This is a genomic window from Microbacterium sp. Leaf179 (genome assembly GCF_001423785.1).
Lineage (GTDB): Bacteria > Actinomycetota > Actinomycetes > Actinomycetales > Microbacteriaceae > Microbacterium.
Map to the genome: position 1 here is coordinate 1242642 of NZ_LMPH01000001.1, position 20729 is coordinate 1263370.

Annotated in this window: 28 protein-coding genes, 1 tRNA gene and 1 riboswitch; of the genes, 18 read left to right on the plus strand and 11 right to left on the minus strand. The window is 70.6% G+C overall.

Features of this window, described 5'->3' with window-relative positions; translation table 11 throughout:
* Positions 1-33: 33 nt before the first annotated feature.
* The 4 genes from ASF96_RS05665 to ASF96_RS17510 all read right to left on the minus strand — a co-directional run bounded on the left by ASF96_RS05665 (position 34) and on the right by ASF96_RS17510 (position 4292).
* Positions 34-489 carry a hypothetical protein gene (locus ASF96_RS05665; protein ID WP_055936787.1) on the minus strand — a complete coding sequence of 152 codons (456 nt, stop codon included), beginning with the start codon at positions 487-489 and terminating at the stop codon, positions 34-36.
* Entirely contained in the window at positions 486-1298 is an 813-nt protein-coding gene (locus ASF96_RS05670) for an arginase family protein (protein ID WP_055936790.1), read from the minus strand. Before ASF96_RS05670 ends, ASF96_RS05665 begins: the two co-directional genes overlap by 4 nt.
* Before the next feature lie 67 nt (positions 1299-1365).
* Positions 1366-2118 (minus strand): PspA/IM30 family protein, encoded by a 753-nt coding sequence (locus tag ASF96_RS05675; protein WP_055834714.1) that lies wholly within the window; start codon positions 2116-2118, stop codon positions 1366-1368.
* 92 nt (positions 2119-2210) lie between these two features.
* Positions 2211-4292 (minus strand): TPM domain-containing protein, encoded by a 2082-nt coding sequence (locus ASF96_RS17510; protein ID WP_055936793.1) that lies wholly within the window; start codon positions 4290-4292, stop codon positions 2211-2213.
* Positions 4293-4415: 123 nt separating this feature from the next.
* Here ASF96_RS17510 and ASF96_RS05685 point away from each other — a divergent pair, with 123 nt between their 5' ends.
* From ASF96_RS05685 to ASF96_RS05705, 5 genes are all read left to right on the plus strand, one after another.
* The gene (locus ASF96_RS05685; protein ID WP_055936796.1) at positions 4416-5249 is read left to right on the plus strand and encodes a DUF3097 domain-containing protein; all 834 of its coding nucleotides are present in this window, start codon (positions 4416-4418) and stop codon (positions 5247-5249) included.
* 104 nt (positions 5250-5353) lie between these two features.
* A complete protein-coding gene (trmB, locus tag ASF96_RS05690; protein ID WP_055936799.1) occupies positions 5354-6076 on the plus strand; it encodes a tRNA (guanosine(46)-N7)-methyltransferase TrmB in 723 nt (240 codons plus the stop codon).
* Positions 6073-6939: a CPBP family intramembrane glutamic endopeptidase gene (locus ASF96_RS05695; RefSeq protein WP_055936803.1), complete on the plus strand. Its 867-nt coding sequence runs from the start codon at positions 6073-6075 to the stop codon at positions 6937-6939. Before trmB ends, ASF96_RS05695 begins: the two co-directional genes overlap by 4 nt.
* Positions 6940-7025: 86 nt before the next feature.
* Positions 7026-7090, plus strand: a riboswitch (guanidine-III (ykkC-III) riboswitch).
* Between the two features lie 10 nt (positions 7091-7100).
* Positions 7101-7424, plus strand: coding sequence for a DMT family transporter (locus ASF96_RS05700; protein WP_055936806.1), 324 nt, complete (start codon positions 7101-7103; stop codon positions 7422-7424).
* Between the two features lie 206 nt (positions 7425-7630).
* Positions 7631-8866, plus strand: coding sequence for a hypothetical protein (locus tag ASF96_RS05705; protein ID WP_156458739.1), 1236 nt, complete (start codon positions 7631-7633; stop codon positions 8864-8866).
* A gap of 69 nt (positions 8867-8935) precedes the next feature.
* Here ASF96_RS05705 and ASF96_RS05710 read toward each other — a convergent pair whose 3' ends face one another.
* Entirely contained in the window at positions 8936-9226 is a 291-nt protein-coding gene (locus tag ASF96_RS05710; RefSeq protein ID WP_055936808.1) for a hypothetical protein, read from the minus strand.
* Between the two features lie 110 nt (positions 9227-9336).
* On the opposite strand from ASF96_RS05710, the gene ASF96_RS05715 reads away from it, so the two are divergent.
* From ASF96_RS05715 to ASF96_RS05730, 4 genes are all read left to right on the plus strand, one after another.
* On the plus strand, positions 9337-10518 hold the full coding sequence (locus tag ASF96_RS05715; RefSeq protein ID WP_055936812.1) for a sensor histidine kinase: 1182 nt from the start codon (positions 9337-9339) through the stop codon (positions 10516-10518).
* A 132-nt stretch (positions 10519-10650) separates the two neighbouring features.
* Complete coding sequence (locus tag ASF96_RS05720; protein WP_055936815.1) at positions 10651-11154, plus strand: SRPBCC family protein; 504 nt, start codon at positions 10651-10653, stop codon at positions 11152-11154.
* A complete protein-coding gene (locus tag ASF96_RS05725; protein ID WP_055936819.1) occupies positions 11151-12632 on the plus strand; it encodes a phytoene desaturase family protein in 1482 nt (493 codons plus the stop codon). The genes ASF96_RS05720 and ASF96_RS05725 overlap by 4 nt, the downstream gene beginning before the upstream one ends.
* Positions 12633-12634: 2 nt before the next feature.
* Positions 12635-13459 carry a DNA-formamidopyrimidine glycosylase family protein gene (locus ASF96_RS05730; protein ID WP_055936822.1) on the plus strand — a complete coding sequence of 275 codons (825 nt, stop codon included), beginning with the start codon at positions 12635-12637 and terminating at the stop codon, positions 13457-13459.
* A gap of 135 nt (positions 13460-13594) precedes the next feature.
* On the opposite strand, the gene ASF96_RS16785 is transcribed toward ASF96_RS05730, so the two are convergent.
* The 3 genes from ASF96_RS16785 to ASF96_RS05740 form a co-directional block, all read right to left on the minus strand.
* On the minus strand, positions 13595-13744 hold the full coding sequence (locus ASF96_RS16785; RefSeq protein WP_156458740.1) for a hypothetical protein: 150 nt from the start codon (positions 13742-13744) through the stop codon (positions 13595-13597).
* 148 nt (positions 13745-13892) lie between these two features.
* Positions 13893-14234: a hypothetical protein gene (locus tag ASF96_RS05735; RefSeq protein WP_055834749.1), complete on the minus strand. Its 342-nt coding sequence runs from the start codon at positions 14232-14234 to the stop codon at positions 13893-13895.
* Between the two features lies 1 nt (position 14235).
* Positions 14236-14619: a DUF7882 family protein gene (locus ASF96_RS05740; protein WP_055936825.1), complete on the minus strand. Its 384-nt coding sequence runs from the start codon at positions 14617-14619 to the stop codon at positions 14236-14238.
* A gap of 111 nt (positions 14620-14730) precedes the next feature.
* On the opposite strand from ASF96_RS05740, the gene ASF96_RS05745 reads away from it, so the two are divergent.
* From ASF96_RS05745 to ASF96_RS05765, 5 genes are all read left to right on the plus strand, one after another.
* Positions 14731-15285, plus strand: a complete 555-nt coding sequence (locus ASF96_RS05745; protein ID WP_055936827.1) for a MarR family winged helix-turn-helix transcriptional regulator — start codon at positions 14731-14733, stop codon at positions 15283-15285.
* Positions 15282-15461 carry a hypothetical protein gene (locus tag ASF96_RS05750; protein ID WP_055834758.1) on the plus strand — a complete coding sequence of 60 codons (180 nt, stop codon included), beginning with the start codon at positions 15282-15284 and terminating at the stop codon, positions 15459-15461. The genes ASF96_RS05745 and ASF96_RS05750 overlap by 4 nt, the downstream gene beginning before the upstream one ends.
* 70 nt (positions 15462-15531) lie before the next feature.
* Complete coding sequence (locus ASF96_RS05755) at positions 15532-15891, plus strand: hypothetical protein (RefSeq protein ID WP_055834761.1); 360 nt, start codon at positions 15532-15534, stop codon at positions 15889-15891.
* A gap of 341 nt (positions 15892-16232) precedes the next feature.
* Positions 16233-17402, plus strand: coding sequence for an RtcB family protein (locus ASF96_RS05760; RefSeq protein ID WP_055936830.1), 1170 nt, complete (start codon positions 16233-16235; stop codon positions 17400-17402).
* Positions 17403-17611: 209 nt separating this feature from the next.
* Positions 17612-17932, plus strand: a complete 321-nt coding sequence (locus ASF96_RS05765) for a hypothetical protein (RefSeq protein WP_055936834.1) — start codon at positions 17612-17614, stop codon at positions 17930-17932.
* Positions 17933-18009: 77 nt separating this feature from the next.
* Here ASF96_RS05765 and ASF96_RS05770 read toward each other — a convergent pair whose 3' ends face one another.
* Positions 18010-18405, minus strand: coding sequence for a DUF5684 domain-containing protein (locus tag ASF96_RS05770; RefSeq protein WP_055936837.1), 396 nt, complete (start codon positions 18403-18405; stop codon positions 18010-18012).
* 93 nt (positions 18406-18498) lie between these two features.
* On the opposite strand from ASF96_RS05770, the gene ASF96_RS05775 reads away from it, so the two are divergent.
* From ASF96_RS05775 to ASF96_RS17515, 4 genes are all read left to right on the plus strand, one after another.
* Positions 18499-18966: a hypothetical protein gene (locus tag ASF96_RS05775; RefSeq protein WP_055936840.1), complete on the plus strand. Its 468-nt coding sequence runs from the start codon at positions 18499-18501 to the stop codon at positions 18964-18966.
* 84 nt (positions 18967-19050) lie between these two features.
* Positions 19051-19224 (plus strand): hypothetical protein, encoded by a 174-nt coding sequence (locus ASF96_RS16790; protein ID WP_156458742.1) that lies wholly within the window; start codon positions 19051-19053, stop codon positions 19222-19224.
* A gap of 90 nt (positions 19225-19314) precedes the next feature.
* A tRNA-Arg gene (locus ASF96_RS05780) sits at positions 19315-19390 on the plus strand.
* Between the two features lie 279 nt (positions 19391-19669).
* On the plus strand, positions 19670-19792 hold the full coding sequence (locus ASF96_RS17515) for a hypothetical protein (protein WP_268768479.1): 123 nt from the start codon (positions 19670-19672) through the stop codon (positions 19790-19792).
* 153 nt (positions 19793-19945) lie between these two features.
* Here ASF96_RS17515 and ASF96_RS05790 read toward each other — a convergent pair whose 3' ends face one another.
* Both ASF96_RS05790 and ASF96_RS05795 read right to left on the minus strand, forming a co-directional pair.
* On the minus strand, positions 19946-20230 hold the full coding sequence (locus tag ASF96_RS05790) for a DUF7882 family protein (protein WP_055936846.1): 285 nt from the start codon (positions 20228-20230) through the stop codon (positions 19946-19948).
* 34 nt (positions 20231-20264) lie between these two features.
* A complete protein-coding gene (locus ASF96_RS05795) occupies positions 20265-20648 on the minus strand; it encodes a hypothetical protein (protein ID WP_156458743.1) in 384 nt (127 codons plus the stop codon).
* Between the last annotated feature and the right edge of the window lie 81 nt (positions 20649-20729).

Below are 20729 nucleotides of genomic sequence, written 5' to 3' on the forward strand. Positions count from 1 at the left end.
CGCGGCCGTCCACACCGACGGTGATGGTTCGGTTCAGCTGCCTCGCGGCACGTAGTTGCCCTCGATCAGGCCCGCCTCGATCTCGAAGCGGTTGCCCAGCGGATCGCGGCCCGCGAGCGCGTAGAGCACGGGCATGAGAAAACCGTAGCGACGCCACTGGCGGTGATGCACGGCCTCGTGTCCGAGGACGACGTCGGTGGGGCGGGCGTCTCCGGTGAGGAAGCATCCCCCGACGCACACTCCGCCGCGCGGGAACGCCCACGAGGGCAGGCCGCGGAACACCCAGAGGCCCTGCCGCTTCTCGATGCGGCCGGTGCTCCACAGTGATCCCCACACCCACCCGACCGTGCAGCCGTACCAGTAGCCGACGCGGCTGACGGGGGAGTCGAGCAGCACGGCGGGAATGAAGCGATCCCAGACGCGACCGCGCGCGACGGCGCGGTCCGCGCGCTCGCGCCAGCCGGCCGGAGGGCGCGGGAGGGGGCTCATGCCAGGGCTCCGATCAGTCGAAGGATCGTTCCGAGGTCGTCCACGGCGGCGGCGGGCGACGACGGCGAGAACTCGGTCAGGGTCGCCCCCGCCATCGGCATCCGTTCTCTCAGGCGACGAATGGATGCCACGACGTCGGCCGTGCGCGCGCCGAAAGGCACGGGGTGGGCGACGCCGGAGATCTCGGCGGGGTCGAGGACGTCGAGATCGACGTGCACGTAGACGCGCGAGGCCCCGGTGCCGGCGACCGCGTCGGCCAGGGCGTCGGGGTCGGCCAACGCGTCGGCCGAGACGACGCGCACGGCGTTGTCGTCGACGTAGCGCTGCTCCTCGTCGTCGAGCGATCGGGTGCCCGCCAGCACGAGACGCGAGGCGGCGATGCCGGGGTGCAGGCGCAGGGGGTCTTCGCCCTCGCCCGTGATCGCGCGCAGCACCATGCCGGTGAACGCGCCGCTGGGGGAGGACGCGGGGGTGTGGAGGTCGGGGTGCGCATCGATCCACACGACGGCGAGGTCGTCGTCGGCCACGGCCGCCACCGCGCCGAGGGCGACGCCGCAATCCCCGCCCACGACGATCGCCGGTTCGACGGAACCGCGTACGGCGTCTTCGATCCGCTCGCGCATGCGCCAGAGGGCGGTGAGCCGGTGGACGCGCGTGCCCTGGGCGTCTCCGGCCTCGGTCGGGGCCTCGAGCACCGTCGTCGAGGCGCGGGGCAGGTCACCGGCGATGGCGTCGGCGCCGTCGATGAGCTGCATCGCCCGCGACGACGACGAGCCCTGCCACTGCGGGGCGACGATGAAACGCGTCATGGGTGTTCCTCGCGAAGAGACGAGAGTGCATCGCCCGGCGGGCCGGGCGATGCACTCTCGGTGTCGATCAGAGGTCGGGGCTGGGCGCGTCGATCGCGGCGCGCTGGGGGCCGCCGACCTTCAGTGCGGCGAGACGTGCCTCGACCTCGGTGAGCTCGCCCACGTCGTCGAGCGCGTTGAACTGGGCGTCGATGCTGGAGGCGGCGAGCTCCTGCTTGCCGGCGGCGAGGGCTTCTTCGCGACGGATCTTGTCTTCGAAACGGCCGAGCTCGCTGGTGGGGTCGAGCACGTCGATCGACTTGACGGCGTCGTGCACCTTGTTCTGGGCCTCGGCGACCTTGGCGCGGGCCAGCAGCTCGCTGCGCTTGGAGCGCAGCTGCTCGAGCTTGCCCTTCATGCCGTTGAGGCCGTCCTTGAGCTTGTCGACGACCTCGGTCTGCGACGCGATCGTGGGCGCGGCCGACTTCGCCTCGCTCTCGGCGGTGATCTGACGCTGCAGGGCGATCTTCGCGAGGTTGTCGAACTTGTCGGCCTCGCTCGCGTTGCCGGTGGCGCGCAGCTCGTCGCCCTTACGGCTGGCGGCGAGGGCCTTGTTGCCCCACTCGGCCGCCGCCTGCACGTCTTCTTGGTGGTCGCGCTCGAGCAGACGCAGGTTGCCGATGGTCTCGGCGATGGCCGACTCGGCGTCGGCGATCGAGTTCGAGTAATCGCGCACGAGCTGGTCGAGCATCTTCTGCGGGTCCTCGGCCTGATCGAGGAGCGAATTGATGTTCGCGCGAACGAGGGTCGAGATGCGACCGAAGATGGACTGCTTGGCCATGCGGGGTGTTCCTTCCTGAGGGCGACGATGTCGAGTCTGGTGTCGGATGCTACGAATTCTCTGTGATCGGCCCGGTCGCCGATAGGGGTGGATCAGCGTCGATTGACACGTCCTCCGCCGGAACGGCTGCGTCCGCCGCCGCCCCCGGCCATGCCGCCTCCGCTGCGGGAGCGTCCGCCGCCGCCGAAGCCCCCGAAGCCGCCCGAGCCGCCGCTCCGTCCGCCGCCGCCGAAGCCGCCGAGGCCACCCGGGCCGCCGCCGCCGAAGCCGCCGCGTCGGCCACCGCCGCCGAGCAGAGAGTTGATCGCGATCCCGCCGAGCAGGGCGCCCATCATGTCGCCGCCCCCGCCCTGACCCCCGCCGCCGCCGAAGGCGCCGACGTCGTTCTGGGCGAGCGACCCCGCCTGCGAGCCCAACTGCGCGGCGCGCTGGGCGAGCGACAGCGCCGCCGCCGGGTCGGTGGAGCGCGTCTGCTCCGCCTGCACGAGGGCGGCGCCGGCCTCGGCCAGGCGCGTGCGTGCGGTGGGCCCCACGGCTCCGCGCCGCGCCGAGATGAAGTCCTCGGTCGCCGACACCTGCGCGCGGGCCTGGGCCAGCGTGCCGTCGAGCTGGCTCTCGGCGCGGCGGCGTCGCTCGGCGGCGTCACGGGCTTCGTCGAGCACGGCGTCGATGGTCGCGTTGGCCTGCTGCAACCCCTCGAGGGCGCGCAGGGGACTGGGGCGCGGGGACGCAAGGGTCGCGCGGGCGGCGTCGAGCTGCGATCGCGCCGAGGCGGCCGCCCCGGCGATGCGTCCGTCGGTGTCGGTGAGCTGCGCCGCCGCCGCGAGGTCGCCCTCGATCTCGGCGACGAGTGCGCCCGCCCGCCGCTGCGCGTCGGCGAGGTCGGTGTCGAGGGTGGTGATCGCGCGCTCGAGCACGTCGGCCTGGGCGACCGCGGCTTGGGCGGCGCGGATGGCGACCGCCGCCTCGCCCGTGCGCCCGGCGCCGAGGGCCGCCTGCGCCGCGGCCGTCTGCTCAGCGGCGAGGTCGAGTCGGGCGCGCGCCTGCACGGGGTTGTCGGCCACGGTGGTCAGGGCATCGTCGGCGTACTGCGCACGCAGACGCGCGAGATCCGCCTCGGCCGCAGCCAGGGCCGCCGCGACGGCCGTCTGCTGCTGCGTCGTGGCGGCCAGGGCGGCGGGGGCGTCGGCCTCCAACGCCCGCAACTCGTCGAAGGCCGCGGTCTTGGCATCGAGTGCCGCGTCGGCGGCGGCGCACAGGCGCACGATCTCGGCGTACCCGGCGCGCTGCTGCTCGGGGGTCTCGGGGGTCTCGTCGTCGAGCTGCTGCTGGATCGAGAAGGCCGCATCGAGGTCGGCCTTGGCCTTGGCCAGCACCTCGACGAACGGTGCGGCGGCGGCGTCGCCGAACTGGGCGCGGGCGAAGCCGAGCTCCTGCTCGCTGGTCTTGACGGCGTCGTCGGTGGCGACCAGCGCCGACCCCGCGCGCCGGGAGAGGTCGTCGATGCTCTCGGCGGGGCCTCCCGCGGCGCCCGCCGTCGCGCGCCGACGACGCAGGCCGAACCACACGAGTCCGCCCGCGATGGCCACGAGGAGCAGGCCCACCACCACGATGGGTCCGATCGCCGGTCCGCTCTGCGTGGCGGGAGTGGGCGGGGGAGCGGGCTGGTTGCCCCCCGCTTCGGAGTAGGCGGCGCGGATGCCGTCGGCCGCCGAGATCGCCGCCCCCGCGTCGTCGCCCGCGGCGAGCAGGGGCTGCACGCGTTCCTGTTCGATGGCGCCGAGCTGCGCGGCGGTCAGTGCGCCGTCGTCGACGTCGCCCGAGAGGTAGAACGTGGCGGCGCCGTCTTCGATCGCGACGGCGAGCAGGTACTGGTGGGGTCCGAGCTGGTTGCGGTTGGCCGTCTCGTTCGCCCAGTCCTCGGCGGCGGGCGGATCGGTGAACCCATCGACGTACACGACCCACAGGTCGAGCCCCGTCTGCGTGGACAGCGTGATCATGCGCGACTGCACCTGCGCCTCTTGAGCGTCGGTGAGCACGTCGGCCTGGTCGACGACGTAGCTGGAGCCCAGCGAGGGAGGGGGAACGGCGAGGGCCGCGAGAGGCCCGCCGAGGATTCCCCCCACGGCCAGCAGCAGAGTCGCCAGCACGTGTGCCGCCTTCGGCTTTCGCATGCCTCCCCTTTCGACGACCCGAAGTCCCCAGCCTATAAACGACCGCCGACACCGGGGAAGGACCGGCGCGTCCGCTGTCAGCGCACAATCGCGCCGCCTAGGCTCGAGCGTTCGGAGGTACCCATGGACGACCGTTACGGCACCGATGTGCTCGCCCGCGGCTGGCGCGACGCCGGACGCACCCCGCCCGCCCGCGTCGCGGCATCCGCAGACCTGGTCGTCGAAGTGGTCGGCGACGGATTCTGCGGGGCGGTGACCCGCGTCGACGGCATGAACGTCGAGCTCGAGGACCGCTTCGGCAAGCGACGCCTGTTCCCCCTCGGCGGCGGCTTCCTCGTCGACGGCGCCCCGGTCGTGCTCGACGCGCCGACGGCGGCCCCGAAGGGACGCACGCGCACGGCCTCGGGCTCGTTCGCCGTCGCCGATCAGCGCGCCCGCACAGCCCGAGCGAGCCGCATCTTCGTCGAGGGCAAGCACGACGCCGAGCTCGTCGAGAAGGTCTGGGGCGCCGACCTGCGCGCCGAGGGCGTGGTCGTGGAGTTCCTCGAGGGCGTCGACCTGCTCGAACAGGCACTGGATGCCGAGCCGCCCACCGCCGAACGTCGCTACGGCGTTCTCGTCGACCACCTCGTGCCGAACTCCAAGGAGTCGCGGATCGCCGACAAGATCGCCCGAGGCCGCCACGGCGCGCACGTGCGGATCGTCGGCCACCCCTTCGTCGACGTCTGGCAGTGCGTCACGCCCCGCGCCCTCGGCATCGCCGCGTGGCCGGAGGTACCCCGCGGCATCGAGTGGAAGGTCGGCGTCTGCCGCGCCCTCGGCTGGCCCGCCGAGGAGCAGGCCGACACGGCACGCGCCTGGCAGCACATCCTGTCGCGCGTCACCACGTTCCGCGACCTCGAACCGGCCCTGCTCGGCCGCGTCGAGGAACTCATCGACTTCGTGACCGTCCCGTGAGCGGCCGCAAGCGTGCCACCTCGCGTGAGTCGCCGGAATCTGTCGCTCCCGCCGACGAGAAGCGACAGGATAGGGCGACTCGCGCGGCGGATAGCCTGGATGCCATGGATGCCGCGCCCGTCTTCCGCGACAAGCCCGTGTCGTTCGTCCGGCGCAGCGGACGCATGTCCGAGGCCCAGGACCGCGCCTGGGCGGAGTTCTCGCCGACCTACCTGCTCCCCGTCGAGCGGGGCGCGGCCACCACGAGCGTCAAAGAGGGATCGGCGATCGACCCGGTCGAGGTCTACGGGCGTCGGGCCCGCCTGACCGTCGAGATCGGTTCGGGCCAGGGGCACCAGATCGTGTCGGCCGCCGCCGCCGATCCCGACAACGACTTCCTCGCGGTCGAGGTGTTCACCGCCGGCCTCGCCCGCACCATGCTCGACGCCGACCGCGCGGGGGTGAAGAACCTCCGACTCGCCGAGGCCAACGCCCCCGAGGCGCTGGAGCACCTGCTGCCGGCCGGCTCCGTCGATGAGCTGTGGGTGTTCTTCCCCGATCCGTGGCACAAGAACAAGCACACCAAGCGGCGACTGATCGCCCCCGATTTCGTCCGCGTCGCCGCCCTGGCGCTGGGGCCCGGGGCGACGCTGCGCCTCGCGACCGACTGGCAGGACTACGCCGACCAGATGCGCGAGGTGCTCGACGAGGCGCCCGAGTTCTCGCGGGCCTTCTCGGGCGACTGGGCGGAACGCTTCGAGGGCCGCGTGCTCACCGCGTTCGAGCAGAAGGGGCTGCGGGTGGGTCGCGACATCCGCGACCTGACGTACACGCGGGTGGCGCCGTGACCGCGCACGCCGCGGTCGCCGAGCGCGAGCGCTCCACGCTCTCGCTGAAACTCGTGCCGGCGCTGCTGGTCTGCCTCGCCGCCCCGGCGCTGTTCGTCGTACAGGTCATCTGGCTCGGCTGGCTGCTGCTGGCGCTGGCCGTGGCATCCGGAATCCTCGTCGACCGGCGCGCCGGCGTCGCCGTCGTGCCCGGTCGCGACCCCGAGCCGAGCATCGCCCGCGACGTCTCGCTCGTCGCCCTCGGGCAGTTCATCGTCAGCCTCATCCCGCTGCAGGCCGAACTCGACAACCCCGCCTTCCTGCGCTTCACGCTCGCGCTGGGCGGGGCCGTGCTCGTGCCGTACGTGATCTCGAGGTTCGTCTACCGCGACCACGCGATCCGTTTCCCGTGGCGCGGCGGCGGGCGGTGGACGTGGTGGCAGTGGGCGTGGCTGGGCGGCGTGATCGTGCTCGGCTACCTGATCCTGCCGTTCTACTTCATCACCTCCGGCGTCTACATGAACTGGCCGGTCGTCGACACCCCCGAGATGATCGCGCGCCTGTTCGTCGGCGTGGGCGCGGTGGGGATCTGGGACGAGCTGTTCTTCATCTGCACGGTGTTCGTGCTCCTGCGCCGGCATTTCCCCGACCTCACGGCCAATCTGCTGCAGACGATCGTGTTCGTGTCGTTCCTGTGGGAGCTCGGCTACCAGGCCTGGGGTCCGGCGCTGACGATCCCGTTCGCCCTCATCCAGGGCTTCCTCTTCTTGAAGACCCGGTCGCTCTGGTACGTCGTGACGGTGCACCTGCTGTTCGACGCCGTCGTCTTCGGAGTGCTGGTGCACGCCCACAACCCCGGCGCGGCATCGATCTTCCTCATCTGAGGTCGATCCCGGATGCCGGGCCCCGGCGTCGTTCGCGTCGTCCGACGCGTGCACGGGTGCTGCCCAGGCGCGCTCGCTAGCCTGAGGGTCGGACGCCTCCCGCGTCCCCGGACGACGGATCAGTACCCGGACTGCGACAAGACTGGCCAAGGAGTACAGCCATGTCGTGGATCGTCCTCATCGTGTCCGGTGTCCTCGAGGCCGTCTGGGCCACCGCCCTCGGGCGTTCCGAGGGCTTCACCAAGCTCTGGCCGAGCGTCGTCTTCGGCGTCGCGCTGGTGACATCGATGGGCGGGCTCGCCTATGCGATGCGGGACATCCCCACCGGCACGGCGTACGCGGTGTGGGTCGGCATCGGCGCCGCACTGACGGTGGTGGTCGCCATGATCAGCGGCGCCGAGGCGATCTCGGTCGTGAAGGTGCTGCTCGTGCTGGGCCTCGTCGGGTGCGTGATCGGCCTGAAACTGGTGGGCGACGCCCACTGACCAGGGATTTCCCGAAAGTCAACCGCAGGGAACGTTCGGGTTGATCCGCTACTATCTGGCTTCACTGCACTTGTCCGGGCCCGACACCGTCGTCACTCGCCCACATCTTCCCCTGTGAAAGGTTCCGAGTGAGCGCACCGCCGAGCGAGCTTGCCTCCCCGACGCGTCCGTCGCGCGTCATCGAGCGACCGAGTCGACTCGACCGCTTGCGCGACTCCCGAGTGGGTCGGGCACTGCGTCAGTACGGGCACGACGTGCTGCGTACGCCCGAGGGCATCGTCCCCGTCGAGCGCGGCGCGTTCACGCGCGTCCTGCTGCTGTGGGCCATCGCGCGCGCGGTCAACTTCGGTTTCCTGTGGGGTTTCTACTCCATCGCCAAGGCGGCACGGTGGGGCTTCGGTCCCGACAGCGAGCGCCTCGGCACGTTCTTCGACTACCTGACCGGGTGGGACGCCGACCGCTACGGCCAGATCGCCGCGCAGGGCTATCCCACCTCGCTGCCGATGAACGTCTCGGGCGACATCCTGCCGAACAACTGGGCGTTCCTGCCGGTGTTCCCCACGATGGTGCGCGTGCTCTCGGGTGCGACGGGCCTGGGGTGGCAGCCGGTCGCGATCCTGCTCAGCCTGGGCGCGAGCCTGGGGGCGACCTGGTTGCTCTTCCTGCTGCTGCGCACGGTCACCAAGCCGCAGCCGGCGTGGTGGGCCGTGGTCTTCTTCTCTTTCGCCCCGATGTCGTTCCTCTTCGTGATCGGCTACAGCGAGGGCCTGTTCATGCTGCTGATGTTCGCCGGCATGCTGCTGGCGATCAAACGGCGTTATCTCTGGATCCTGCCCATCGGTCTGATGACGGCGTACACGCGTCCCGGGGTTCTGGCCCTGGGGTTGGCGCTCGGCATGGTCTTCCTGGTGCGGTTCTTCCGACGCCGGGTCGACCCGTTCCCCGTGCGCGAGTGGGCCTCGCTCATGGCGAGCGGACTCGTCATCGCCGCCGCGGGACTGTCGTGGAACCACATCGCGCAGCACTTCACGGGCACGCACAATGCCTACATCCGCACGGAGCTGGGGTGGTGGCTCGACTACGTCGGAAACGACGAGTTCACCCCGTTCACGCCCTGGTTCCGCCAGGCGGGAACGCACCTGGGCGTCGTGGGCATCATCCTGGTCGTCGCCCTGATCGTGGCCTTCCTGGCCCTGATGTGGTCGCGTCCCGTCCGTCGCCTGGGCCTCATGGTGGTGACCTACGGCTTCAGCTACGGCATCTACATCCTGGCCGTGTTCCTCCCGCAGCAGAGCACGTTCCGACTGCTCATGCCGATGGCGCCCCTGATGGGCGACGAACGGTGGTCGTCGACGCCCCGGCGCCGCACGGCGATCCTCGTCGGATGCCTCGTGCTGCAGGTCGTGGCGATCCTGCTGCTGTGGACTCGCGGCAACCCGTGATCCGCTGACCTCCGAAAGACGAAGGGGCGACGCCGTGACGGCGTCGCCCCTTCGTCGTTCTCGCGGGGGTCAGTCGGGACGGCCGGCCGGATCGATGGCGTCGATCATGTCCTGCTCGACGGCGTTGTCGGCATCCATCTCGGCGGTGCCGACCGCGCCGCTCTCGTCGTCGGCGAAGGCTCCCGCGGAGTCGTCGTCGTGACCGGCCGGTGCGGGCGCGGTCTCGGGAGCGAGCGGCACCGTGGGTTCCGCGGGGGTCGGGGCCGTCGGTTCCGACGGGGTCGGGGCGAGCGGCTCGTCGGGGATCGACGGGGTTCCCGGGTCGGAGGGAGTCTGGGGGAGGGGGGTCGGGGTGCTCATGCCCCCACTCTGGGCGGCGCGTGCTGATCGTGCGACCCCCTTTCCGCCGGGCCGCGCGGGGTGTACCGGCGCTAGGCTCGACGACGGGGGAACGACGGGAAGGGAAAAACGTGTCCACGGCGCACGATGTGACGCGACGCGAGGCGATCGCGCAGTACCGATTAGTCGGCGAACCCTCCGAGCCCGATCTTCAGGGGCTCGTCGAGCTCGCGGCGACCATTTGCGGGGTTCCCACCGCGGTGATCAACATCATCGACGATCGCATGCAGCACCAGGTCGCGGCGGTGGGCATCCAGGCGGCGTCGTGCGCCCGCGAGGACTCCATGTGCGCCGCGGTCATCAGCACGCCCGGTCGCGTCGTCGTGCCCGACGCGCGTCTCGACGAACGTTTCGCGCGGAGCGGGTTCGTCACCGGCGAGATCGCCCACGTACGTTTCTACGCATCGAGCCCCCTGATCACCCCGGCCGGGGTCGCGATCGGAACGCTCTGCGTCTTCGACGACGTGGTCGGAGAACTCTCGGATGCCAGCAGCCGCGCGCTCGATCTGCTCGCCCACCAGGTGATCGACGTGCTCGAGCTGCGTCGCGTGCAGCGCGACCTGATCGAATCGAACGCGTCGCTCGAGCACTTCGCCGTGCAGGTCAGCCACGACCTGCGCAACCCGCTGACGGCGCTGACGGGCTTCATCGAGCTCGCCTCGGACAGCCCCGAGATGGCGGCCGCGCCGCGCGCGGCGCAGTCGCTCGTGCGGGCGGAGGCCGCCGCCGGGCGTATGACCTCGATGGTCACCGACCTGCTCGACTTCGCGCGCATGGGGGGCACGCGTCCCCACCTCGTCGAGGTCGACGTCGCCGACACCGTCGACGCGGTGCTCGAAGACCTCGATGGCGCTCTCGTGCGCACCGGCGCCGAGGTGACCGTCGACGCCTCGGCCCGGGTGATCGCCGACGACACTCTGCTCCGCGTCCTGCTGCAGAACCTCATCGCCAACGCGGTGAAGTTCACGGTGGCCGCCGAGAAGACGCCGACCATCCGCGTGAGCGTCGAGGTCCTGCCCGATGGCTGGCGCATCAGCGTCGACGACAACGGCGAGGCGGTCGACCCCGAGCTGCGCGAACGCGTGTTCGAGCCCATGCAACGCGGCCACGGTGGCGAGGTTCCGGGCATCGGCATCGGTCTCGCGACGTGCCGGCGCATCATCGACGCGCATCGGGGATCGATCGGACTCGACGCGTCGCCCGCCGGAGGTACCCGGGCGTGGTTCGTGCTCCCTCTGCAGGACGCCGCCTGACCGTTACCGGCCGCAGCCGCCGGACGCAACCATCGCGACACGGTGCCGCGTGAGCCGTAGCGTGGGCCCATCGAGACGCGGCGGCCCGTCATCCGTCTCGCCCGAACCCCCGCCGCCGAGGAGGAGCGTCCCATGGCCCGCAACGTGCGACTGATGCGCTGCACCCCCGACGACGTCTTCCGCGTGCTGGCGAACGGGTGGCTCTACCCCCTGTGGGTGGTGGGGACCTCGCGGATGCGCGACGTCTCCGAGGCCTGGCCGGCCGAGGGCTCCACGCTTCACCACTCCTTCGGGTCGTGGCCCGCCCTCATCAATGACACCACCACCATGCGCGTGTGGGAGCCGCCGTATCGCGCGGTGCTCGAACCGCACGGCGGGCCCATCGGTGTCGCCCGCGTGGCGATCGACGTGAAGGCGCGCGGTGACATGTGCGTCGTCCGCATCCAGGAGGAGCCGGTCACCGGACCGACGACCCTGCTTCCCGACACGGTCTTCGACGCGATCACGCGCTGGCGCAACGCCGAGACGCTGCACCGCCTCGCCTACCTGGCGGAGGGGGGCGCCCCCGGAACACAGGGCGGAGCGTCGGCCCTCGGGTACGAATCCACCGCCGAGAGGGAGCCGATCGACCGATGAGCGAGACCTACGACGCGATCATCGTCGGATCCGGACCCAACGGCTTGGCCGCGGCGGTCACCCTGGCGCGCGCGGGGTTGTCGGTCGCGGTGTACGAGCGCTCGACGACCTTCGGGGGCGCCGCCTCGACAGCCGAACTGACCCTGCCGGGTTTCCGGCACGACGTGGGCTCAGCGGTTCATCCCCTCGCCCTCGAATCGTGGTTCTTCCGCGAGTTCGGTCTCGATCGGCGCGTGCCGCTCATCGTTCCCGAGATCTCGTACGCGCACCCCCTCGACGGCGGACGCGCCGGGCTCGCCTACCGCGATCTCTCCCGCGCGGCCGAGGGCCTGGGCGTCGACGGTCCCGCCTATGAACGCCTCATGCGTCCCCTCGTCGATCACCTGCGCGGGGTCGCCGACTTCACCGGCAACGCCCTCCTGCGTGTGCCGGGGGACCCCCTCGCGGCCTTCTTCTTCGGCATCCGCTCTCTCGAGCAGGGCGGGCCCTGGTGGAACGCGCGGTTCCGCGAAGACGTCGCGCCGGCGCTGGCCACCGGTGTCTCCGCGCACACGATCCTGCACCAGCCGAGCCTCGCGGCCGGCGGTGCCGGTCTCGTGCTCGCCACCTACGGGCACGGCCGCGGATGGCCGATCCCCGTCGGCGGCAGCCAATCGATCGCCGACGCGATGATCGCCGACATCCGCGCGAACGGGGGCGTGTTCCACGCGGGCGTCGAGGTCACCGCCCTCGACGAGTTGCCGCCGTCGCGGGCGGTGCTGCTCGACACGACGCCCCGGGCATTGATCCGCCTGGCCGGTGACCGGATGCCGGCGGCGTACCGCCGCGCCCTGCAGCGGTTCCGCTACGGCGGGGGTGTCGCCAAGGTCGACTTCGCGCTGAGCGACCCCGTGCCGTGGACCCACCCCGACATCGGCGGCGCCGGAACGGTGCACATCGGCGGGACGCGGGCCGAGATCGCCGCCGCCGAGAACGCCGTCGCGCGCGGCGATCTGCCCGACGCGCCCTACGTGCTCGCCGCGCAGCCGACGCTCTTCGACCCCGCCCGTGCGCCCGAGGGCAAGCACGTGCTCTGGGCGTACACGCACGTGCCGGCGGGGAGCCCCGCCGACCGCGAGGAGGCGGTGGTGCGTCAGATCGAGCGCTTCGCGCCCGGCTTCCGCGACACGGTTCTGGCCTCGTCGTCGCGCACGGCCGTCGACATCGCCGCGTGGAATCCGAACTTCCCCGGCGGCGACATCTCGGCGGGCGCGCCGACGCTCCCTCAGCTGCTGGGGCGGCCGGTGTACAGCCCCGAACCCTGGCGCACCCCGATGAAGGGCGTGTACCTGTGCTCCTCGTCGACCAGTCCGGGCCCCGGAGTGCACGGCCTCGCCGGGTGGCAGGCGGCCCTCAGCGCCCTGCGGCACGAGTTCGGCACGCGCCTGCGGCCCGACCTCGCCCCGCGCGCCGATCAGGTCTTCACCTCGGCGCCCTGACGGTGCCCGAGGGCGACAGCGTTCTGCGCCTGCGTCGGCGGTTGGATGCCGCGACGCGCGGCGCCCGCGTGGCCGAGGGCGAGCTGCGCTCCGGTTCGGCGGCCGGCAGGTCGCTCGCGGGGCTGCGGATCGAGGGGTACGACACCCACGGCAAACACCTGCTCACCCGGTTCGACGATGCCACGACCCTGCACACGCACCTGCGCATGCAGGGCAGCTGGACGATCACGCGCGCCGGGCGCTCCCTGCCGACGGCCGAGCGCGAGCGGGCGCGCGTGCGCCTGCGGTTCGACGACGGCCGGGAGATGTGGGGCATCGACCTCCCCGTCGTCGAGCTCGTCGCCACGGCCCGCGAGCGTGACGTGATCGGTCACCTGGGCCCCGATCCGCTGCGCGACGACTGGGATGCCGCCGAGGCCGTGCGCCGGCTGTCGGCGCGGCCGGAGCGCACGTTCGTCGCCGCCCTGCTCGACCAGACGCGCCTCGCCGGTCTCGGCAACCTGTGGGTGAACGAACTCGCCTTCCCCCGCGGCATCCATCCCCTCGCGCCGATCGGAGCGACGGATCTGCCCGCGCTGGTGGCCCTCGCCGCGCGGTGCCTGCGGACGTCGGCGACCGTGCCGGGGATGTACCAGGTGACAACGGGCGACCGACGCCGCGGTTCATCGCACTGGGTGGCGGGCCGAGCGGGGCGCCCGTGCCTGCGGTGCGGCACCCGGGTTCAGGTGCGCGCCGAGGTGGTCGACGACCCCGAGCGGCGACGCACCTGGTGGTGCCCGCGGTGCCAGCCGGTGCCCTCGGGCGCCGAGGTCGGATCACCGGGGTAGAACAGCGCGGCCGCCGAGAACGAGAACTCGCTGCGGGTCACGGCGCGGTGTCGGCACCGCCGAAAGCCGGGACTGTCGCGGCGCCGGCGGCCCTCGTCGCCGAGGAGCCGCCGGACCGTCGCGTGCAGCGCGCGATCAGGAGATGTCGCCGGTGGGGGAGTCCGCGGTGTTCGAGGCGTCGTCGGCGTCCTTCTGGGCCGCCGCTCCTTCTTCGGGGGATTCGCTTCCCGCGCCGTTCGAGTCCTGGTCGGGAGCGTCGTCGGTGCGTCCGTCGATGTCGGTCATGTCATCTCCATCCGTCAGGGGGCGTCGTGTCGACCCGGGCCGACGCTGTCACGCGTCGACGTGCGTGTCCAGGGGGTCGACGAGGGCCCAGCGGTCGGGCGCGGCCGCCGTCACGCGGACGGTGGTGTGGCGGGGAGCCCGGTTCGGCTCACAGGAACGGGGCGAGGGCACCGGCTGTCAGCGCGAACGCCAGGGCCGTGCCGCCGACGACCGTGGCCGCGGTGGCAGTCGCACGTTCGGCGCGGTGACGCCGGGCGGTGTTGGCCGGGTGCGTCGTCGAACGCAGGGAGGATTTCGCGGCGGAGAGCTCGTCGTAGCGACCGACGGGGATGCCGTGCGCGTCGCGCGAGACGTATCCGCCGGTGACCTGGTCGACGCAACCGAAATACTCGCCGCCGCGATGGGCGACCCAGAAGCCGGTGTCGACCTTCGCCCAGAGGACACGGGTGGAGGCGAGCGCGCTGAGAGGCGCGAGGGAAGCGGTGCTCATGTCACGCCGCCACAGACAGGCTGGGGCGCCGAGCAGCGGGCGCGGTGCCGCGCGTCGCGGCGGCACGGGCGGGTGCCTCGGCCTTGGGGATCTCGGCGTTCAGGTCGACGACCAGACCGGCCGACGAGTTCGCCATGTCGGCCATGTCCTTGAGAACGCGGGGGTTGAGGGCCTCGGGCTCGGCCGAATCGAAGACGAAGCGCATTGGGATCGCCGGCTGCAGCCAGATCGTCGATCGTCCCGGGATGCCGTCGACGTGAGCCCAGCTCAGAGTGAAGCTCTCGCTGCGGCGGAGTTTGGTGGTCGCGACGACTTTCAGGTGCGACAGCAGTCGATCGGGGATCTGGATCGACTCGCTCGTCGTGCCGTAGAACAACTGCCCCATGGGGTTCTCCTCTCGCAGCGGTTTGCTGGTTTACAAACATATTCGACTAGTAACTAGTTTGTCTAACTATTGGTTTGGCGATATAGTTTCTCCACCAGGGAGGAGTGTGTCGTGACAGATGTCCGCGTCGCGCCTCGCGAGAGCGCCCCTCCGGCCGACTCCGCTGAGCCGAGCTACTGGTACGGCGACGAACCCGCCGACCGCCGTATGCGCAGCAAGGCCGTCCTCGAATCGCTCCGGGTGTACCGCGCGGCCGAGGTCGCGATGCGTCGCCGCACGCGCGACTCGATGTCGATGGGCGAGAACGAGCTCCTCGTTCTGCGTTACCTGCTGCGCGATTCCGCCCGCCGCGTACGACCGGGGGAGTTGACGAAGTACCTGGGTCTGTCGACGGCGTCCACCACGGCCATCCTCGACCGGTTGGAGCGATCCGGGCACCTCACCCGCGCCGCCAATCCCGACGACCGCCGCAGCATCTTCGTGCAGGCGACGCCGCGCGCCGATGAAGAGGTGCGGCAGACCCTGGGCACCATGCACGACCGCATGCTGGCCGCGGTGATCGACATGACACCCGAAGAATCGGCGAGCGTCGTCGCCTTCCTCCGGCGGATGAGCGACGCGGTCGACGGCGTCGCGGTCGAGACCCCGGCGGTCGACTCCCCGTGATCTACGTGCTCGTCGGCGGCCCCCGCGACGGACAGCACGTGGATGATCTGCCGCGCGGCTACCGTCTGTCTCTGAGCGATCCGCAACCTGAACCCTTCGGGGAGTTCGAGACGGTTCGAGCCGTCTGGTTCGAGCTCGACGAGGCGATGTTCCGCACGGTGCAGCGACGCGACTGATCGGTACCTCACGTCGGCAAGCCCGGCAACCCGCCCCCCTTCGGGCGACGGTGACCCGCAGTCTGTGAGCATGCGCTGTGTCACCTACGCCGGAGAAACCGTCCTCACCACCGACGACGTCGCGTCGTCACTGATCCTGTTGACGGCGGCGGTGGCGAAGGAAGGCCAAGCCGAGGCCGTCAGTATCCCGATCGTCACCGACGACAAGAAGGTGGCCCAGGCGGAACTCGTCATCGGGGTCGGCAACGACGTGTTGTCGGCACCGGTGGACTGGACCGACGAGGAGCCGGACTTCTCGCACGCGGCCCAGGAGCTGAAGGACCACCGTTTCTTCCCGCGAGCGCACCTGCGCGCTGTCGAGCCCTCGGAGTCCGACGAGGGCGACGACGAGCCCATCGACTGGGACTTCGACCAGCCGACACAGGCCTGACGGCCGGTGCGGGTGATGCCCGGGCTCCGCAGGGTGGGGGCTACGCCGCGAGCCTTGCGCCGGGTTCGCGGCGTCCGCTATGTTCGCAAGTCCGTGCCGACCGGCACGATGAGCCGAGGGGACGACACGATGACCGCGATGCGCGATCTTCGTCAGGAGCAGCAGGTCACGTACCTGCCGTTCGTGCTTTCGTCGTACCCTCCGGTGCCGGCCGCCTAGACCTCGTTCTCTCGCGCCCCGCCCGTCAGGTCGGGGCTTTTCTCTTTCCACCGTGTGGGGGAGTGCTCCGACCGGAGCTCACCCCCACCGCGCATCCGCGCACCACACGAAGGAAAGGATCCATGCAGAAGCTCACCGAACGACTGGTGTCGTGGGCGAGCCTGATCGATGACAAAACCACCGAACAGGCCCGTACCTCGTCACGCATGCCGTTCATCTACCCCCACCTCGCCCTCATGCCCGACGCCCACCTGGGCCTGGGCGCGACGGTCGGGTCGGTCATCCCGACTCTCGGAGCGATCATGCCCGCGGCCGTCGGGGTCGACATCGGCTGCGGCATGATCGCGGTCAAGACGCAGTTCACGGCTGCCGACCTGGCCGGTCGCGACCTCGCGGAGCTGCGGCAGCAGATCGAGCGGGCCATCCCGCTGTCGGCCGGTCGCGACAACCGCAAGATCGTCGCCACCGCCGAGCCGCGCGTGGCCGAGCTCGAGTCGCTCGCCGAGAAGGCCGAATTCGACCCCGCGAAATACGCCGGTCACTGGCGGCACCAGCTCGGTTCGCTGGGCAGCGGCAACCACTTCATCGAGATCTCGCTCGACGAGAACGACGACGTGTGGATGTTCCTGCATTCCGGCTCCCGGGGTGTCGGCAACCGCATCGCGCAGCACCACATCAAGGTCGCGCAGCGCCTGGCGAAGCAGTGGTGGATCGAGCTCCCGCATCCCGACCTGGCGTACCTCGTCGAGGGGACCCCGGAGTTCACGCGCTACATCCGCGAGCTCCGGTGGGCACAGCACTTCGCCCTCCTGAATCGTGAGGAGATGATGGATCGCGTCGCGAATCAGCTCGGACGTTTCCTCGACACGACCGTCGAGGAGCGGGAGCGCATCAACTGCCACCACAACTTCACGGAGTCCGAGAGGCACTTCGGCAAGCGCGTGTGGGTCTCGCGGAAGGGTGCCATCATGGCCGACGAAGGTCGGCCGGGACTCATCCCCGGGTCGATGGGCACCGCGTCGTACGTCGTCGAGGGGCGCGGCAATCCTGTCGCGCTGAATTCGTCACCGCACGGAGCAGGCCGGGAGTACTCGCGATCGGCGGCCCGCAAGACCTTCACGCACGAGCAGTTGCGTGACGCGATGGCGGGTATCGAGTATCGCGACACCGACGCGTTCATCGACGAGATCCCGCAGGCGTACAAGCCGATCGATCGGGTCATGGCGGACGCCGCCGACCTGGTGAGCGTGCGACACACGCTGCGGCAGATCGTCAACGTGAAGGGCGACTGAACAGGATGCCACGGGCGCGGCCGACGTACCCGTGGCATCCTGCTCCCGCCGGTGGCGTTCGCCGGGTCGCTCTCGGCGGGTGATTCCACCGATCAGCGGGGGGAGATACACCTCTGGGAGGATGCGGTCACTTCCCCCGGTTCGACAGCATGGGATCAATGTCTGCCGCACCGCGCAGGCGTCGAATGCCCCCCCGGAGCGGAGAACCCATGCCCCCGACCGCCGACTCGGCTCCCGTGCCGACCGTCGAGCGCCCCGTCGACACCGCAACCGCAACGCTCGAGCGGCAGAGAGCCCGCATCCGCGCGGCGCAGGCCCGCCTGGCGGAATTCATCGCCAGTACGGCTGCTGATGTCGACGAGGTCGCCGGCGAGGCGGAGGCGGCGCTGCGTGCCGCGGTGTCGTCGGGCGCGGGTGTCGAGCGCGTCTCGGCCGAACTGGAGCTCAGCCCCCGGGCGCTGCGCGCGATCGTCGACGGGTCGGTCCGGCTGCGCAGTCTTCACCCCGACGAGCGCCTGAGGTCGGTGTAGCGCGGACACACGCGAGGGCCCCCGCGAGCACGCGCAGTGTGCGCTCGCCGGGGCCCCGTGGTGGCATCCGATCCGGGTCAGCTCAGACGTTCGGCCCGGTACTTGTCGCCGCTGAAGCCGAGGATGAGGTAGCCGATGACATGGAACACCACGAGCAGAACGAGCGAGAAGAACCACCCGTGGCCGAAGGCGCGGCCCACCCGCAGCGACACGATGATGTGGAAGACGAAACCGACGATCGGCACCAGGTAGAGCAGCGCGAACCAGCCCGAGAACCCGGCGATCTTGGTGAGGTAGACGACGTTCACGAGGGGGATGATCGCCAGCCACCCGGCATACCCCGCCTTGGTGAAGACACGCCAGAGCGCGATGACCAGCACGACGTACACGGCGATGGCGAGAAGCGAGTTGGTCGCGCTGAGCGCGAAGAGCGAGGTCTGCTCGGTGATGGAGGACGGGCTCGAAGTCAGCATGGGCTCATCGTAGGGCGTTGTCAGGGAGTTCCCAGGGTGCGCGATCCGGCGCCGGAGCGTACCGCCGGGATTACGCTCGGTGCAGGTCGAGCGATGGCGGAGGCGGACGGCATGGGCGAGAGCCGATTCGAGTGGGGCGGCCTGAGCGCCGGTCGGGGCGATTTCGTCACCGCGCCCGAGGCCCTCGCGATGCTCGAGGTGCTGGCGATCGCGCACACCGACCTCGAGGTGTCCACCGAGCTGCGCGATGGCGCCGCCCGCGCGCGATTCGCCCGAGGCGCGCGGTGGGCCGTCGTCTCGACCCCCGGTTCTCGCTGGTTCTCGGTCGAGACCGACACCGGTCACCGCACGGAGCTCATCGACGCGTCGTCGTCGAAAGACGAGAGCGCGCGCCTGCTGGCCGTCTACGTGGATGTCGCCGAGGCCTATGTCCGCGGTGACGCCGCGCCCACGCAGGGGCACGGCTTCGGAGGGTCGACCGTGACCCTCGACGTCGACGGCCGACGCGTGGTCCTGACGCAGCCGCTCGGTCGTCGCATGCGCGGGATGTTCGGACGCTAGGCCTCCGTCGCCTCCGCGGTCAAGCCGTTGGGGCCGAGGCCTCCGCGTTGACAGGCTGGACCGGTACGCGACGAAGGGAACACCATGAGCGACCCGCAGAACTCCGCCCCGGCCGACGACGCAACCGACCTCGGCGACGACCCGACGGTCAAGCCGAGCCAGGAGACCGACCCCGACGAGGGCTCGAAGGCCCCCACCAAGGACGACCCGAACGCCGACCACCAGGCCACCGGCATCGGGATCATCGACGGCGAGTGAACCGGATGCCGTGGGGTCGGAGCGCGAGTCCTCGCCCCCGCCCCACGGCGTCGGGGATGCCGCGGACGCGGTGATAACCTGGACCGGTCCGCCTCCGTAGCTCAGGGGATAGAGCGTTGGTTTCCGGTACCAAAGGCCGCTGGTTCGATTCCAGTCGGGGGCACCATACGAGACAAGGGATCGCGGGTCATTGAGACCCGCGGTCCCTTTCTTCATGGCAACAGGGTGGCAACATTCGCTGAGCGGCGGGCCTGATCGAGAGCGGCCGCCACGGCGTCCAGGTCGTCGTCCAAGAGGTCTGCGTAGGTGTCGAGGGTCATCGCGGCTGGCCAACATGGCCGACGGCGGAATGCGGGCTCGCGCGACGGCTCAGGCGATGAGACTCCGTTCGTACAATCTTCGGATTGACGGGGACGAGTGCGCGGCGAAGGCGGACCCCGACCGCTTGCCGACGACCATCGAGGCGTCGAATGTCGAGGTCCTGTGGACCAGCATCGCGGGCGACGAGACGGTTTTCCACTGGGACGGCCAGCAGATGTTCCGGAGCGTCGCGGGGGTGGCCTCGTGAGCGTTGAGAGCGACATGGCCCACGGCCTCATGTACTACCGCCTCGTGCTCCCCGGCGGCGAAGAGGTCGACGCCAAGATCAACCCGTCCACCCTGCCCCGCACCACCCCCGGCGCCCCCCGCTTTGGAGCGGGACGCTCGGTGCGTTTCGTAGTCACGTCGTGGCGTCGAGGACCAGCCCGTTTGGACCGCTGGCGTCGTGCATCATCTGCTCGATGAGCTGAGTGTCCAGTTGCGGCGCGCGGCTGCCGTAAAACTGCATCGTGATCGGCGTCGCGGGGTGCAGCCACAAGCTGAGCATGCCCTGCTCGGAGTGCGGCGCCATGAGCATGAATGGTTCCTGCCTGCGCAGCTTGTTCATGATGACGACGCGCAGGTGCGAGAGCAGGCGGTCCTCGATGTCGAGGACGTGACGCTCTTGGTAGATCAGACGACCCAACGGGGCTCCTCAGGTAACTATGGGGTGGGGGCGGTCAGGAGGTTTCGTGTCGGCCGCTGTCCCGATCCCACTCCAACGACTTCCACTGCAGAAACGTGCACAGGTTGCCGGCGACGACGAGTTCGGCGGCGAGGCTCGCGAGAACGTACGGGGGCATCGTTGCATCCCCGTCATAGAGGGACAGGTTTACCTGCCACAGGGGTTCGTCATAGCCGACCGGCTCGAGGTGAATAGAACCGTCGGCGTGCTTGAGGCCGACGACGACGAGTCCGGTGTCGCGTCCTTCCGTGTCTTCCTGGTCGGCGACGTGCACGTCACTGGCTACGAGGTGACCCTGGTCGATGAATTCCTGCACCCACGTGCGGAGCAGTTCCCGGCTGCGGCGTGGCGGCGATTCCGCCAGAGCGTCGTCATTCACGCAAAAAAGCTTAGTAGTTAACCCCGTTGAATACTTTTCCGGAGTGGCCTACCGGCAACGCAGAAGCCCCCGGCGCCCACC